The sequence below is a fragment of the Paraglaciecola mesophila genome (assembly GCF_009906955.1).
Taxonomy (GTDB): domain Bacteria; phylum Pseudomonadota; class Gammaproteobacteria; order Enterobacterales; family Alteromonadaceae; genus Paraglaciecola; species Paraglaciecola mesophila_A.
The window spans coordinates 2,360,556-2,376,792 of sequence record NZ_CP047656.1; the positions used below are offsets into that span (position 1 = coordinate 2,360,556).

At 42.2% G+C, this 16,237-nt stretch carries 16 protein-coding genes; 7 read left to right on the forward strand and 9 right to left on the reverse strand.

Annotation, left to right across the window (positions count from 1 at the left end; all coding sequences use genetic code 11):
• The first annotated feature begins 46 nt into the window (after positions 1-46).
• Positions 47-778, forward strand: a complete 732-nt coding sequence (locus FX988_RS10035; protein ID WP_160179578.1) for a YebC/PmpR family DNA-binding transcriptional regulator — start codon at positions 47-49, stop codon at positions 776-778.
• A gap of 82 nt (positions 779-860) precedes the next feature.
• On the opposite strand, the gene FX988_RS10040 is transcribed toward FX988_RS10035, so the two are convergent.
• The 5 genes from FX988_RS10040 to FX988_RS10055 form a co-directional block, all read right to left on the reverse strand.
• Positions 861-1,928, reverse strand: coding sequence for a 5'-methylthioadenosine/S-adenosylhomocysteine nucleosidase (locus FX988_RS10040; RefSeq protein ID WP_160179579.1), 1,068 nt, complete (start codon positions 1,926-1,928; stop codon positions 861-863).
• A gap of 173 nt (positions 1,929-2,101) precedes the next feature.
• Positions 2,102-2,656 carry a GTP cyclohydrolase I FolE gene (gene folE / locus FX988_RS10045; RefSeq protein WP_007990215.1) on the reverse strand — a complete coding sequence of 185 codons (555 nt, stop codon included), beginning with the start codon at positions 2,654-2,656 and terminating at the stop codon, positions 2,102-2,104.
• 236 nt (positions 2,657-2,892) lie between these two features.
• Positions 2,893-3,069, reverse strand: a complete 177-nt coding sequence (locus FX988_RS21625; RefSeq protein WP_007990217.1) for a hypothetical protein — start codon at positions 3,067-3,069, stop codon at positions 2,893-2,895.
• A 134-nt stretch (positions 3,070-3,203) separates the two neighbouring features.
• Positions 3,204-3,632: a CopD family protein gene (locus FX988_RS10050; protein ID WP_160179580.1), complete on the reverse strand. Its 429-nt coding sequence runs from the start codon at positions 3,630-3,632 to the stop codon at positions 3,204-3,206.
• A gap of 37 nt (positions 3,633-3,669) precedes the next feature.
• Positions 3,670-5,349 carry a chloride channel protein gene (locus tag FX988_RS10055; protein WP_160179581.1) on the reverse strand — a complete coding sequence of 560 codons (1,680 nt, stop codon included), beginning with the start codon at positions 5,347-5,349 and terminating at the stop codon, positions 3,670-3,672.
• Between the two features lie 110 nt (positions 5,350-5,459).
• Between FX988_RS10055 and FX988_RS10060 the strand changes: the two genes are divergently transcribed.
• From FX988_RS10060 to FX988_RS10070, 3 genes are all read left to right on the forward strand, one after another.
• On the forward strand, positions 5,460-6,164 hold the full coding sequence (locus FX988_RS10060) for a DUF6776 family protein (protein ID WP_160179582.1): 705 nt from the start codon (positions 5,460-5,462) through the stop codon (positions 6,162-6,164).
• Between the two features lie 114 nt (positions 6,165-6,278).
• A complete protein-coding gene (gene erpA / locus FX988_RS10065) occupies positions 6,279-6,623 on the forward strand; it encodes an iron-sulfur cluster insertion protein ErpA (RefSeq protein WP_160179583.1) in 345 nt (114 codons plus the stop codon).
• Positions 6,624-6,929: 306 nt separating this feature from the next.
• Positions 6,930-7,901 carry an EF-hand domain-containing protein gene (locus tag FX988_RS10070; protein WP_160179584.1) on the forward strand — a complete coding sequence of 324 codons (972 nt, stop codon included), beginning with the start codon at positions 6,930-6,932 and terminating at the stop codon, positions 7,899-7,901.
• Positions 7,902-7,997: 96 nt separating this feature from the next.
• Here the strand turns inward: FX988_RS10070 and FX988_RS10075 are convergent, their stop codons facing one another.
• Positions 7,998-8,531 (reverse strand): DUF2937 family protein, encoded by a 534-nt coding sequence (locus FX988_RS10075; protein WP_160179585.1) that lies wholly within the window; start codon positions 8,529-8,531, stop codon positions 7,998-8,000.
• Positions 8,532-8,650: 119 nt separating this feature from the next.
• Here FX988_RS10075 and FX988_RS10080 point away from each other — a divergent pair, with 119 nt between their 5' ends.
• Both FX988_RS10080 and FX988_RS10085 read left to right on the forward strand, forming a co-directional pair.
• Complete coding sequence (locus tag FX988_RS10080) at positions 8,651-9,043, forward strand: hypothetical protein (RefSeq protein WP_160179586.1); 393 nt, start codon at positions 8,651-8,653, stop codon at positions 9,041-9,043.
• A 112-nt stretch (positions 9,044-9,155) separates the two neighbouring features.
• Positions 9,156-9,761: a DUF2726 domain-containing protein gene (locus FX988_RS10085; protein WP_160179587.1), complete on the forward strand. Its 606-nt coding sequence runs from the start codon at positions 9,156-9,158 to the stop codon at positions 9,759-9,761.
• Between the two features lie 94 nt (positions 9,762-9,855).
• On the opposite strand, the gene mdh is transcribed toward FX988_RS10085, so the two are convergent.
• Positions 9,856-10,791, reverse strand: coding sequence for a malate dehydrogenase (gene mdh / locus FX988_RS10090; protein ID WP_160179588.1), 936 nt, complete (start codon positions 10,789-10,791; stop codon positions 9,856-9,858).
• 165 nt (positions 10,792-10,956) lie between these two features.
• Between mdh and argR the strand changes: the two genes are divergently transcribed.
• Positions 10,957-11,421 (forward strand): transcriptional regulator ArgR, encoded by a 465-nt coding sequence (gene argR, locus FX988_RS10095; RefSeq protein WP_160179589.1) that lies wholly within the window; start codon positions 10,957-10,959, stop codon positions 11,419-11,421.
• A gap of 76 nt (positions 11,422-11,497) precedes the next feature.
• On the opposite strand, the gene FX988_RS10100 is transcribed toward argR, so the two are convergent.
• The gene (locus FX988_RS10100; RefSeq protein WP_160179590.1) at positions 11,498-12,673 is read right to left on the reverse strand and encodes an endonuclease/exonuclease/phosphatase family protein; all 1,176 of its coding nucleotides are present in this window, start codon (positions 12,671-12,673) and stop codon (positions 11,498-11,500) included.
• Between the two features lie 67 nt (positions 12,674-12,740).
• Positions 12,741-15,776 (reverse strand): TonB-dependent receptor, encoded by a 3,036-nt coding sequence (locus FX988_RS10105; protein ID WP_160179591.1) that lies wholly within the window; start codon positions 15,774-15,776, stop codon positions 12,741-12,743.
• Between the last annotated feature and the right edge of the window lie 461 nt (positions 15,777-16,237).

Consider the following 16,237-nt stretch of genomic DNA (forward strand, 5'->3'; position numbering starts at 1 on the left):
ATCTGAGTCATATCCTTATATTTGTATAATTAAGAAGAGAACATAAATGGGTAGAAAGTTTGAAGTACGTAAAGTTGCCATGGCAAAAACGGCTGGCGCTAAAACCAAAGTCTATTCTAAGTACGGTAAAGAAATTTATGTCGTGGCTAAAAACGGCGGTACCGATCCCCAAGCAAATCTATCTTTGCGACGCTTAATCGACAAGGCTAAAAAAGACCAAGTGCCAAGCCATGTTATAGATAAAGCCATTGATAAAGCAGCAGGTGGTGCAGGTGAAGACTTCACGCCGGCCCGTTACGAAGGCTTCGGGCCGGGTGGATGTATGGTGATTGTTGATTGCTTAACTGACAATAACAACCGCACCATTACTGACGTACGTAATTGTTTCACTAAAACAAACTCTAAAATCGGCGTAACAGGTACAGTTAGCCATATGTTCGATCATCAAGCGGTGTTTTCTTTCCCGGGTGATGACGAAGATGCGGTACTAGAAGTGCTAATGGAAGCAGACGTAGACGTAACTGAAGTAGAGTGCGAAGACGGCGTCATCACAGTTTTCGCCCCCCATACTGAATATTTCAAAACCCGCACAGCATTAACTGATGATAACCCAGAGCTTGAATTCGACGCTGATGAAATTACCTTTGTGCCGCAAACAGAAAGCACCGTATCTGGTGATGATGTTGCTATGTTCGATAAATTCATGGACATGCTAGAAGATTGCGATGATGTGCAAGATGTATATCACAACGCTGTAGTAGAGCGCGAAGACGCATAATTTACGCTTTCGTAAATCGCATTATGAAATATATAAACACCGCTCTAAGGCGGTGTTTTTTTGTTATAAGGCATCTTTCAATCTATTTAGCAGGCAGTGCCACCACTTCGTCTAAAACACCAAGCAACAATTTAGCCCCCGTGCCTGAAGCAATTCCATCAAATACATTTTCAACATTTTTCCCTTGCTGGCCACCAGCCAAATCACTGATTGAACGAATAACCACCCAATCGATATCATTGACGAAACAGACCTGAGCCACTGCTGCTGATTCCATTTCAGATACGTCTGCGTTAAATACACGGCGTACCCATTTGCGGTATTCAGCGTTATCTAAAAACACTGAGCCTGTTACTCCATTTCCACCTACTTTAACTTTTATAGCTTTGCCGGAAGGCATGGCAATTGGGCTCACTTTATCCACGGCTTTTTGAGTTAATGTTAGTAACTCACTAGAAGCGGTAAAATATGGCATTTGTCTCGGGCTGTCCCACCCTTCTTTGATGACCGCCATTTCCTCTGGGTGGATAAAGCCAAAATTTTCGTACGCTGGAGAATGAGGGTCTTGCTTGCGGCGTTCTAGAAATGATGCCAGTGACTTTTCATAGTAATCGGGCAGAACAAACTCCCCATCCATTTCTTTAGAGGGGTTAACGTACACCGACTCATCATGGAAATACCATCTAGCTGGCACAGCAATATCCCCTGGAGAGAACTCGCTGCTTATCGCGCCTGCAATGCCCATCATGATCACCCGATCAATAGGAAAATAATCTAACGCCATTTGCATAGTCATTGCTGCATTTGGCACGCTGATACCAGTAGTGAAAATAACAATAGGCTCACCTTTGTAAGTGCCTAACTGATATTTAACCCCCTGAAATGTGACCGTTTTGGTGATTTTTGCATCCGGTAATTTGGCTATCGCCGCGTCAATTGCCTTAATTTCAGGTTCATAGGCTGCAACGATAGCGGTCCATTTGTTCTCAACATTAAATATTCTTGGGCCATACTCATGGATTGTGTCACTTTGTCTAGCGCTTACTTGTCCTGCCAATATGGCACTAGGCAAGACGACGGCAGTGAATAAAAGCAGAGTTTTTAGTGTTTGACGAATAGAATGCATAAAAAGAGTCGTTTTTAATATCATAGTAATTCCATACAAAAATGATGCGTGCGCACCATATTGGAGCAAAAGTGTGTCGTTTTCAGGTTTAAACGCGCTGGGGAAACACGCATGATAAAATCATGCCAATACTGTCACTAAGTCAGTATTGGCATATTTGAGTAGTCTTGGAATTGACCTTATAAAATAATGAAGGGTTATTTACCAATGAGTCGCAAGAACTCGTTACGAGTCGCGTCAGAGTTACGCATTCCACCTAACATCACAGAGGTAACCATAGAGGAATTCTGCTTTTGCACACCGCGCATCATCATACACATGTGCTTACCTTCCATAATCACACCAACACCAGCCGCGCCTGTTACTTCTTGAATAGCATCGGCTATTTGCTTAGTTAACCCTTCTTGAATTTGTAAGCGGCGCGCGTACATATCCACGATACGAGCAAACTTAGACAAACCAAGTACCTTGCCCTTAGGTAGGTACGCAATATGGCACTGACCAATAAAAGGTAAGATGTGATGTTCGCACAATGAATAATATTCAATATTCTGAATAACAACCATTTCATCCGTGTCGGCCTCAAAAATCGCACCGTTAACCACGTCATCAAGGTTCTTCTCATAACCATCGGTTAAAAACTGCATCGCTTTTGCTGCGCGCTTAGGCGTATCTACTAATCCACCTCGCTGAGTGTCCTCACCCAAAATCGATAGAATTTGCGAGTAATGCTGGGTTAAATCTTCTGACATTAAATCTGACTCTGTAATTAGAAATAGACGGGCGACGTTGCAGAGCAGTTAACTTGTGGTTAGGGCTATACGTTGGCGCCATATAATCGCCAAATGATAACATTTTCTTAGCTGAGGGTTAAATGCTTGATGTCACATCAATGTCATATTCACGAAAGCGAACCGTCTATTGTGCAACTTATGAGGTAGATTGGCGTAATCATTGGGAAGATTGACCAGCAATACACCCTGATTGATCATTTCAAACGCGCTTCAACAGAAACGCGCATGCTGGCAATGTGTTCATCCAGTGCTAACTTAGCCGCTTCATAGGCTTTTGCTCGCTCTGTTGAGTTTGGGTGTTTTTTATACTCCTCAAATGCGATATCTGTCTGTCGCAAAAGGGTATGTAATCTTACCTGCACAACATCCATATCATGTCGTTCCCTGATTAATTTTTCACCATCTCAGATTAGCAAAAACCACATGTAACGCAAACCTCATCTTGGTGGTTTTACAAATATTTACACACTTAATTTTGTGAGCCTTTGTACACCTAAATAGCAGGCTAAATAAACTTAACAACAGCCAAACTCACAATTGCCAGTAAAACCAATACAGGAGCTTCATTCAGGAAGCGGTAAAAGCGCGATGAGTGTGTATTTTCGTCTCGGGCAAAGACTCTTAATAAATAAAAGAGGTAAAAATGATAACCATACAATAGCACTACTAGTAGTAACTTTATATGTAACCAGCCCGAACTAGCTAACCAATTTGTGCCGTACTGGTAAATCAAACTAATACCGAATACTAACGTTAATAAAGCGAATGGCGTAATAAAAAACCATAGCTTACGCTCCATAATCTTAAATTGATCACGCACCGCTTGGTTCTCAGTTTCAGCATGGTATACAAACAATCTTGGCAGATAAAAGATACCTGCCATCCATGCAATCATAAAAAATATATGTAACGCTTTGAGCCACAATATGCTCATAGAGAAGTTCTCCGAATATTAAAAATTCACAATTGTGTCAGTATTGCGCCTTATGCAAATAGCTACGCAGCATATTCCAAGTAATGACTCCTGTAATATTGCTCGGCTCCTTTTCATATATGTACACCGCCCCTTCTCTGCTGCTTTGGAGTATCTGGTAAACTTCGGCTAACGTTGACTGAAAAGAAACACCTTGCATAGTAAAGAATGCCAATGACGACTCTTCACGGCTAAGACTAATATCATATTGGACCAGTGAATATTGCACATCAATTTCTACACTGTTGCGCTGCACAACTGGATGAGTTGGCGAGGTTTCTAAAAACTGTAAAATATGATGCTGCTGGGCATTGTTAAATAGTTTGAATTCTCTATCCATCACCGCCAACACGCCGGTTTTTTGCAATGCTTCTAAGACTGATGATGTACTATAAGGTAACTTTTGATAGTCGAGTTGCCGAATAAAGATAGAGCTGTTGCCGAGAAATTGCGTTGAGGTTACATACGCAGGTACAATGACCAATATAGCAGGGAGTATCAGTTCTGGACTATAAGACAGTTCCATCACAGCCGACAATGCAGCAAGCGGCGCATGTACCACTGATGTCATCAACCCAGCCATTCCTAATAAAGCAAAGCTACCACTAAGTTGCTCCATATTATCTAGGGCTAAGCCTAGCGGTGCGGCCAATAATGCGCCGCTTAGCATACCAAGCACAAATACCGGTCCCATTATTCCGCCAGGAATACCCAAGCCAATAGCAATAATCGTTATGAAAAACTTGGCGCAAAGTACTGCCACAAGCAACATAACATTCTGTTGTTGCAACACCATATCATGCACCGAAAAGAAATGTGCTCCCAACGCTTGAGGCAACACGTATCCTACAGCCCCCGTAATACATGCGGCGATCAATAAACGCTTTATCATGTTGAAACGCTGAAACATGTACATCACTTTCATCAGGGCGTTATTAAACAAAGTAGCAAGGCCACCGAGCAAAATACCAAACAAGATCAAATAAAGGTATATCCAGCGGCTAAACTCAAAGAATTCGATAAAATCAATTTCTTGTGCCTGACCGAAAACCGCTCTTGTCATGACGGTGCCACATGCAGCTGCCAGCATGATGGGAATAAAAATGTGAATTTTATACTCTCGTAGCACAACTTCCATCACAAAAATGACGGCAGCAAAAGGCGTGTTAAATGACGCTGAAATACCGGCTGCAATCCCGCAGCCAGACAAAATACGAATGCTATTATGCGGCAGTTTGAACCATTGACCGAAGAAGCTACTACCCGCTGCACCGAGATGTACCGACGGTCCTTCCCGTCCTACGGAAAAGCCGCTCGCTAAGGCAAATGCTCCACCAAAGAATTGATTAATTGTGGTACGAAACGGTATATGACCAAATCGTTGTTTAACGCGATGGATAACGAAGGGAATACCCATACGGTAGTGTTTAAAACCGGTAAGGTAAGCAACACAAAGAATAAGCACGACACCGATGATGGGCATGAGCAAGCGCTCTGGCCCAGATAATGATGTAAAGTCATTCACCTCATCAAGGTAGATGAGTTGCAACCATTCAACGCTTAACCTGAACAAGATGATCACAGAGGCGGCACAAACACCACCAATAATCCCCAGAGCACACAACTGAATAGAGGTACGTGGAGTAGCCAGCTCTTGTCGAAATGCATCTAGGGACATATATTAGCGCTATTAATACCTTATAGAATGGCATCATCTTATCACAAGCCGCTGTAATGTAAGGGGTTACCTTAAATTTTTGATATCATTATGTGGGCAAGGCTAAGCAATTGGTAGATTATTCAGAGTTAAAACAACGTCACGGTCCTTATCAATTTTACGCCCTCTGTTTAATTATTTTAATATTCACCGCGTATTTAGCTTTTTCTTTAGGCTATAAATTCAGCAACGAGCAGCAAACTCATTTAAAGCAACTCGAGAGTAGCAGCGAGAGTTTACGGGTCGAGAACGCGACCTTGTCACAACAGGTAAATGTGATGAGCGTCGAATTACAGATCGCAAAAACAACACAAGACAAATTAACCGATAACATTGAACAAGCATTAGAACGAGAAGCGTCACTGCGTAAGGAACTTACTTTTTATCAACAGGTGATGGCCCCCGAATTAAGTGCAACGGGTCTAGCCATTGACGGCTTTGCTATAGAAAAAACTCTAAGTGAACACTTTTACCGACTGAAGTTAGTGCTTTTACAACAAGATAAAATTAAGGCCACGCTTAACGGTAACTTGCACATTGTTTTACATGGTAGTGAAAATGGTCAACCCACTAGCTACACGCTAACCGATTTGATCGAACAAGGTGCTACTATCAAGTTTCGCTTTAAATATTTTCAAATGCTAGAACAAGAATTTACCTTACCACCACACTTCTTAGTTGAAAAAGTGGTCATCGGCGCCGAGGTTTATAAGTACAAACGCAAGCTCGGAGAATTAAATAAAACCTTTGATTGGCGACTATCAAGCAGCGAATAGTTGATTAGATTAGTCAGGTATTAGATAATGGCGCCATTATATAGCTCGCTTACCGTAAAATCTTACGATCCGCGCTATCCCCCATTCACTTATTTGTATACACAGAGGTAATTTATGTCGGTGCAAACAGCAGTTCCAATTGAATTCTCTGACGCCGCCGCACGTAAAGTGAAGGCGCTAGTCGATGAAGAAGAAAACCCAAATTTAAAATTACGTGTTTACGTCACCGGTGGCGGATGCTCCGGCTTTCAATATGGCTTTACATTTGACGAAAAGGTCAACGACGGAGACACCACAATTGATAAAGACCAAGTGACATTGGTCGTCGATCCAATGAGCTTACAGTACTTAGTAGGCGGAGAAGTTGATTACACTGAAGGTTTAGAAGGCTCACGCTTTTTAGTGAATAATCCAAACGCGACAACAACTTGTGGTTGTGGCGCGTCGTTCACGGTTTAATTTCGGTTGAAATGAACTCGGTTGAAATTAACTCGGTTAAAATCCACGTGAGACAATCACTTTAGTGTCTCACGTTCAAAGCCCCTTTCTTTGTATCTATGACTGCTCTGACTGTCTTCTTCCTTTGTGAATTTTTTTCACTTTGAGTCGCCAAACTTACGCAACATAAGATTAACAAAGTTGCAATATAAAACCTAATGCATTGAAATTAAACAATTTAATTTCATGGCACGGGTTATGAATTAAGTTCTTCGAAAGTAACTTCTCCTTGTGGTTTACGGAGATACACGAAGCGAGGAACAAATTATGAAAAAACTTACCTTAGCAACAATCATTACAGGTGTAATGGCAACATCTGCAATAGCTGCGCAGCAGGAAGTAGAAGTATCAGAATCTGCATCAACACCTACTGACAAAACATTTGCCGCCTTAGATACCAATAAAGACGGGTTTATTTCCCAAGGAGAAGCGAACCAAGATAACGTCTGGACTTACTTTGTCAAAGTTGACGAAGATGAAGACGGTCAACTTAGCCCAAGAGAGTTTAATACCTATGCCAGTGTATACAGCGAAGCAGATCTGCCGTTAGCTGATGTAAGTGATACGCTTGAACAAACCGCTGGAACAAATTCTGCTGATTCGATGGATGATGCGAAAAGCACGATAGATAATGCAGAAAGCGAAATAGACACTGACGGCCTAAGTCAAGCTAAACAAGATGCGATTTCCGCCAATGCACAAACCAGTAACGCAAAAGTCGATACTCAGCTAACTCAACATGATGCTCATGATGACGTTAACACCCGTGAAGATAGTGAGATGGCGATGAAAGATGCAGAGTCTAATGCACAAAATGCATTAGATAATGCAAAAGAGCTTAGTGTTGAGGGCCAAGATACTGTCGACCACAACGCAAATGCTATCCACAAAGAGCTTGAAGACCAGTCATTAGAAGGAACTGAGCAAGCGAGTAAAGATCAACAAAAGTTAACTGAATCAGCAGATGTGACGATTAACTCTGATCTAGAAAGTGATAATCCGGCTTTAAAAGCCCCTAAGCAGCCAGCCCCCATCGAGCAAACATTTGCTGAAGTCGATTCAGACAACAATGGCTTTATCAGCAAAGGCGAAGCAAAAGACGCTGAAATATCAGAACATTTTGATAACGCCGATGTAGACAGCGATGACAAGATTAGTCGTCAAGAATATAAGACGTTTGTTGAAGGGCAGCAATTAACGATGCGTTATTCAGTTCGTTATCCTCACGAATCAGAATAACCTCTAACTATAGTCAGCATTAATTAGATTATAATTAGGCCGATTCGTCGCTAGGCGAGCCGGCTTTTTCATATCAACAGACAAATAGCGATAGAATTAATGATTCAATTTCGCTTTATTGCGTGCGGCGTGATAACACACCGAACAGGTTTTAGCACTTAAGCCTATTAATATATCAAACACAGCAGCGAATAATAATGCGATGCATATTCCCCACCCGAGAGCGGCGGGCTCCAAAGGCACGGTATAACTATATTGGCTGACCGTTTCCTGCAAAATCTGCGGATTATAGTGGCGCGCAAGATAATAAGCTCGTTCAACGACCCCAGTGTTTAAATTATCCCATTGATTTTGTAGTAGCCTTGATCGCTCATATATAAGCTGGACATTCTTAGCATCTTGCTGAAATACAGCATCTGGGCTGCTGCGATAATGATGAATAAGCGCCCTCATATCCCCCTTAAAATAGCGCTCTGCGGTTTGTTTAAACCCAGCTAAATTTTGTCGAGCTTCGAGCAAGTGGGCGTCAACGCGCTTTTGATACTGATCAATAAACGCTGGAATTTGCACGCCTGAAAGTAACCCCATGGCAAAAACCGCCAAGCGCAAATATTCTCTTATAATATTCATTTTCCCTCCTTCATCAGTACCATACCCATCAATAAGATCCTATACCTAAGATACGCTATCAAAGTTTGCCAGTCATACATGAGATATTTATTATGATGCTCCTTCAGAAAAGGTTTCTTATGCCAATAACAACAGAATTCGTTAAACGCGCGCTAGGCTGTTTACTCTTCAGTCTGGTATTTTCACACTCGTTGCACGGCGAAAGTCTAGGCGTGAAAACAGCAACAGCCTCAGGTTCTGCGTGCCCTTCAACCTTTTACAATGTGCAGCTAACATCGGATGCCAGTGTATGCCATGTTTTCGCGGACGAACTCCCCGCTTCGCTGACTTATCATAGTAAGCAAGCATCTAATGAGCTTGCTTATTTTTTCCGTCAACAAATAGACGGCCCCGTGAACCAAAGCGTGTCACAAAATCGGGTTTTAATGCGTCATGCAAACGATCAGACCATTATAGTGATTTCTCGCGATGGCACTGGCAGCCAAGTGGATATCCTCGTTAATTCTCACTAATTTTACTCACACTTTTGCAATACAACGCTCTGGCACTCTCTTTGCTATATCTCCTGTAGACATCAACACAGGCGAAAACTGTCAAATATTTGGCAGGTCTTTAGGAGCAGGTATGGAATTGGCAATTATCTTAATGATGATATTAATCGTAGTGGCAATTGGCGCGGTAAAATTAAATGAACCCAGCTTAACCTTCCCATTTAAGAAGAGACAAAATCTATTCACTCCAGTAGAACGCAGCTTTCTCGCACTTATCGATGAAGCGGTAGGCAATCAGTTCAGAGTCATGTGTCGCGTTAAGCTCTCAGATGTCATTGCCACGAGAGACAGTCTTAACAAAAAAGCCGCCAAAAGCGCCTTAAGTCGCACGAGCGGACGGCATCTTGATTTTGTGTTGTGCGCCAAAGGAGATATGTCTCCCGTCATCGCAATTGATCTCGTACATGCTACGCAAAACGGTAAAGATGGCTATAAACGTCAGCGTGATTGGTTCGTCAGCGGCGCATTAGATGCGGCACGCATTCCTCATGTACGCATTAAAGTGCGCTCGGGTTATACCGCTAACGATATACGCCAGTGTATTGATGCAAAGTTAGCTTCAGTGCGTATCGCGTCAGCAAATACCCCTCTTGTGGCAGGCACTGCAGGCCAGATTAAAGATCCAAATATTGCTACACGCCCAACTAAGCCGTTAGGCCAAGACCCAATGGCAGCTTAACCCCACGTGTGCTTCGACCTTGCAATATTAATTTGCTGAATAGTAGATATAAAAAAACCAGCATACGCTGGTTTTCTTATAATAACGGCACAAATTAGTTATTAACGAATTCAACGCCTAATTTGATGTCTCCGCGAAGTCCTTCAAGCATAGATTCTTTTGCTTTTTGCTCAAAGTCGCTCAACTCACCGTAAGGTAGAATCTCTTCTACGCCATTCTTACCCAAGCGAACTGGATGAGAGAAGAATTGTGCATCATCACTGTTCGTTTCAACATAAGTATATTCGACAACGTTTTCACCGCGCATCGCAGATACTAATGATAAACAGAAACGAGCAGCTGCTTGGCCCATAGACAAGGTCGCTGATCCGCCACCTGCTTTAGCTTCAACTACTTCAGTACCTGCGTTTTGAATGCGAGTTGTTAAACTTGCGACTTCTTCATCAGTAAACTCAACACCTTCTACTTGAGAAAGTAGCGGAAGAATAGTTGTACCAGAGTGGCCGCCAATAACTGGAACATGCACATTAGCAGGATTCAAACCACGTAAGTTACCAACGAAAGTTTCAGCACGAATAACATCAAGTGTAGTCACACCGAACAATTTATTTTTATTGTAAACACCCTTCGCCTTCAACGCTTCAGCGGCAATAGCTACCGTCGTGTTAACTGGGTTAGTGATGATACATACACATGCTTCTGGACAGTTATCAGCAACACCGTCTACTAGGTTTCTTACGATCCCAGCATTAATATTGAACAAATCAGAGCGATCCATACCAGGTTTACGCGGAACACCGGCAGGAATAAGTACAATGTCACTGCCTGATAACGCTTTGGCAAGATCGTCTTTACCGAAACCTTCAACTTTTACGTCAGTAGGGATATGACTTAAATCAACCGCAACGCCAGGTACGACAGGGGCTACGTCGTAAAGGGCTAGCTCTGTACCAGCTGGCAATTGAGTTTTTAACAACAATGATAATGCTTGGCCTATACCGCCAGCTGCACCTAATACCGCTACTTTCATAATTCTCTCCTGTGGAATGCTAATCAATTCGCGAACGAAACACTAATGCAAGACCAGCGAAAAAACAAATAAATGCTTAGCTGAAATTGTTCGAATTTGAATGTGTGGGCAAATTGCTTAACTTCAAGTACTAAGGCAAAATAGCCACTATAAACAGAGGAATATATGGCTACTAATAAGCAAGAAGAACTCATCAAGGCGTTTAAAGACATTTTAAAGGCCGAAAATTTTGGCTCTCAAGGTGATATTGTTGATGCGCTCAAAACGCAACACTTCGATAATATCAGTCAGTCAAAAGTCTCACGTATGCTCAGTAAATTTGGCGCCGTGCGAACCCGCAACGCACGAGGCGATATGGTGTATTGCTTGCCTCCAGAACTTGGCATGCCCACCGCTCGCAGCCCGCTTCGCCAATTGGTATTAGACATAGTGCATAACAATGTCATGATCATCATCCGCACAAGCCCAGGTGCCGCACAACTCATTGCAAGGCTACTAGACTCTCTAAGTCAAAAAGACGGTGTTTTAGGGACGATTGCCGGCGACGATACTATTTTTATCGCCCCCTCTGATATCAGTAAAATCGAAGAGATACGTATGCGAGTAGAAGCGCTATTCGAAAACGTTTAGCGCTTAACGAGACACCTATACTCGTATTAAAGCCTGTATAGGTTCGCCGCCTATTGGGTGGTGTTAATGCAACTAATTACTCAGCCAGATCTACATCCACCCATACCAATCGATGATCAGATGATGCCTGACGGTCTTTTATCAATCGATGTAAAGGATCTTGAGGTATCGGCCAAAATACGCCACTGGCACTCACCTCGCCTAACGTTTTACTAGGTAGAACATAGTCAGCACGCATTCGCCAGAAAGCCGTATGACATGCCCCCTGAGGGTTATTAGGACTGTGCAAGGCCCCACCTTCACTATACGGTATGTTATTACTGTTCACCTTTGTATTATTGAGTAGTGCACCAATACCTTCTTTGTTTCCATCACCTTCTTCTGCGGAAGCGTTTAGGTCACCTAAAATCACGAATTTATCGCTATTAATTCCACCTTTTTGGTCTTTATCATCGTAAATATATTCAGCCATATTGCCTGGAGAGACGTAATCGTTCCAAAAGCGGATCTCATCATGATTACGTTTACCGTTACGGTTTTCGGGCCCATCAAATACGGGAGGTGTCGGGTGACTAGCCAATACATGGAGTATTTTGTCATCTATCATAATTGGTACATCCCAGTGAGATTTAGATGATAACCTAAAGACAGCTTTTGCCTCAGGTGAGTACCAATCTGAGCCGCCTTCGGCTTTCACGCTGTCTAGCAACCCATTTGGCATGTCTTTCCACAAGAAGTGCTGAAAGGTACGAATTTTATCTAGCTCTATAGGATATCTGCTCAACAAGAGCATGCCGTACTGCCCTGGATATAACCCAAAGCCAAATGCATCACCACCGAGATCTGAGCTAACTCCGTTATTGTTTAAATCTACGCCTGAAGCAACGCCCGTGTTCACAGGTGCAGTATAGAAGTACGGGTAATCGATCGGCTTTTCTCCCTGCTGAGAAATAGCTAAATAATGATTTAAAAATGGATGTACGCCGTTACTCGCCTCCGCAGTGTAATCAAACTCATTGAGCAAAATAATGTCTGGCTTTATGCGCTGAATAATTTCCGCTATATTCCGGATCTGCTGATTATCACCCGCTTTCAAGTTTTCAAATAGCTCATCTCCAGTTGGAGCAGCGCCTCTGGGTAAGTAATTACTTGCTTCCATACTTACGTTAAAGGTCGCGAACCGCACTGTTTTCGCCTCTCCCACAAAACAAACTCCTGCAAGTAATATCAATAAACCAACAACTTTATACATTTCTACATCCTTAACACCAATAAAAAAGCCGGCTAAGAGCCGGCTTTTTAGCATAATCATTTAATGATTAAAATCTGTAGTTAACACCAATACGCATTTCCCACAAAGATGCATCACCTTGACGACGCTCAGGCGAAGTATTGCCGATTTGAGCTGTGTTGAATGAAACCTCTTCCAAGATACCCCAGTCATCATTCAGGAAGTTAGTGAAGTTATCTATGGTTAAGCTAACTGTTGCAGAATGACCGTCAGCAAATGCTGGGATTTCTTGTCTAACAGCAAGATCAACTTTCGTCCACCAATCACTTTCTTCTTCGTTACGATCAACTCCAATCGGTAATGGAGCGCTCGTAAGTCCGTCATTGTTATCTAAGAAAGGTGTGAAACCGAAAATGCTGTTTCCATCTGTACGAACATAGCTATATGGGCGACCCGATTGAGTTAGGGCATACATATTAAAGCTGGTTTTTAAACCCGAAATTAACTCGACAGAGTAACTTAGGTTAGCAGTAAAACGGTGCTCAATATTCCAATCTGACAATGAAGATACGTCTTCATTCGGATTGGTAAACGCTCTGTATTGATAATTAGAAAATGCAACTGAGCTAGTCATAGGTTGTACGTCTTCTGCGTGGCTATAAGAATAACCCGTTACCAAACGTAAACCATTATCCCAAGACTTTTCTAACGTACCCGTCAATGAATATGAAGTAGAAACTTCATCAGAATTGGTTAACTCAAGTGAGCCATAACCGTTTCTGTCGTAATCAATATAACCTTCATCGGTAAACCCAACCTCTTCGATGCCAATATATTTGATCATCGCTTGGTCTTGCGTAAACGACACTAATAAGTCTGCGTTTAAAATGTAATCAGAGTCTGTAACGTGCGTAATACCCGCGGATACTTTCCACTCACTTGGCATTTTAAAATCTGGATCTAAGTTATTCGATTCAAAATTACCAGCGGCGCCACTGTCCAACAAGTCGTCAAGTTCAGAAGGAACACCATAGCCTGGACCAACTGGTGCGCCATCTTCAACATTTACCCAGACAACATCATCGTCGAATAAACTGCGCGAGCCGTCGTCATAACCAAAATCACCGCCGTCTACTTCACCGCCAGTTACGTTAGTATTCTGGTAATTATTGGTCATCCAAACATTCGGGTTACCGCCAGAGAAAAGACCAACACCACCACGGATTTCAGTACTGTCACTTAGGGTATAGTTCAAACCAATACGCGGTTGAAGCAAGCTTACACCGTCCAAGTTAGCAGTATTGCTGTACCCGTTGCCGGCAAGAAAGTCTGCATTCTCTACAGGTCTATCAGATGTTGTGATCCAGTCATAACGTAGTCCCGCTACAACTTTTAAGTCATCAGTTAAATAGAAGTCATCTTGGATGTAAGTGCTGTGAGATGTGTAGCCCCACTCAGCAGCTCGGTCATTAATATCACCTGAATAGGCATGACCATATTCAACATCACTTGCGATACCATTTTCAAAGTCAGCAATGCTGCCAAAAGAAAGCGACGTTTCAGCATGTTGAACGAATATATTAAAGATATCTAGGTCATCACTCTCGTAACCAAACGTAAGAGTATGTCCATTATCGAAGTAATAATTACCACGGAACATCAAGCTAAGTGCTTCCCAGTTCAAGTCGTTCACTTGACGGCTATCATCTGAACCTAAGTAAACTGTGACATCATCTAAAAAGAGTTTTACCTCACCAAAGTCGTTGCCACCAAGAGTGCCATCACCTGTAAGTGAGTTTTGGCGATTATCTAGATCTGTGTAAGAAACTCGCACCTCGGTAGAGAATTTATCACTCCAGTCAGAATACAATACACCTGAATAAGAAGTAAGTTCTGCACCGCGTTCGTACAAATGACTAGATAACTCAAACTCATCAGAATCGCCGTCAGATTCAGCAAAATTGTTGCCATCATTCCAGTTGTACGTGAAAGACGCACGATGTTGCTCGTTTATGTTCCAGTCCAATTTGACAAGTAGTTTTTCATCTTCATTAGCAAGGCTTGAAGGAACAGTGCCTGGGTCAAACTGATATAAATCATTAGAAATACGGATAATGTCATCTAATTGGGTTTGCGTAAGAGCAACTTCATTGATTGCACCAGAACCGGCAACACCACGATCAAACAGGTTTGCACCTTCTAGTTTTTCATAAGCAGCAAAGATAAATAACTTATCTTTAATCAGTGGGGCACCAACACTAAAGCCATAACGCTTTTCTGTGTAGTCACCGATTTCGATATCGTCACCTTCTAAAGAATCACCACGTAGATCGTTGCTACCGTAATCATAGAATGCAGAACCGTGAACTTCGTTAGTTCCTGTTTTACTAACAGCGCTGATATTACATGCTGAGAAACCACCATAGATAACGTCGAATGGGGCAATTTCTACTGCAACACCTTCAATAGCGTCGTAAGAAAAAGGCATTCTTTCTGTTGGGTAACCATTAGAGTTAAGCCCGAACAAGTCATTCATACGAACACCATCAACAGTCAAGCTGTTGAAACGCGGGCTTTTACCCACACATTGAATGCCACCGCTACCGCCTTCATCAACATAAATACGAGGGTCAATTCTTACAATATCCGTGAGGTCACGGTTAATAGCAGGTGCCGTTTGTAGCGTTTCTAGATCAAAGTTAGCACCTGGACCAATTTTACCAAACGATAAACTGCTAACTTGCGCTGCTGATACTGAAATGCGCTCGATGTTCTCTTCGTTAGCTAACATACGGTTAATCGGAGCCGTTTCGCCTAGGCTTAGGTATACCTCTTCAATCGTTTGATCAGCAAACGTATTTGAATCCAGCTCGATCGTGTAAGGACCACCAACGCGTAAACCATTTAAGTTGAAAGTACCTGCAGAGTTAACTGTCGCCGTCTTAACAGCGCCAGTAGGAACGTGAGTAACTTTAACAACTGTACCTTCTGCAGGATTTCCATTTGGACCAACAATTTGCCCAGTCATACCAGAAGAGGTGGTTTGCGCAACAGCAACAGAAGACATGCCTAGTGACATGGCTACCGCTAGCGCGATGCTCGTGAGTTTAGTTTTTCTTAGCATTGTGTGTTTCCTAAGGTTTGTGAGTAGTAAATCGTGTTAATTTTTATGCCGCTATTATTTTATTTTTATATTGCATTTATATTACTGCACTGACCAATAACCAAACAATCTGACTAATTGGTCAAAAATTCCCTGCCCGCTTTCTTACTTTTATTGTAAACGGTCACTTTTATTTTTATACGTCATTAGGTGACACGATTTGTGACAAACTTTGACGTAGCCAGTGTGACTAATCTTCGCTAAGTAAAAACCCCTTAACGACATTCATAACTTCTTATTATTAATCATTAAAAATCAACAGCTTAACTCTTTTAAATAAACTTACCTATTGCTTTAAGTAAGACTAACTGGTCAAATCAGTTCAATAAGTAAAAACGCTTAACTTGAGTACAGATTAACATTTTGTCTATCAGCGCATTCACATTACCCGTCCTATCCGGAATTTTTATGCTAGCCAGTTG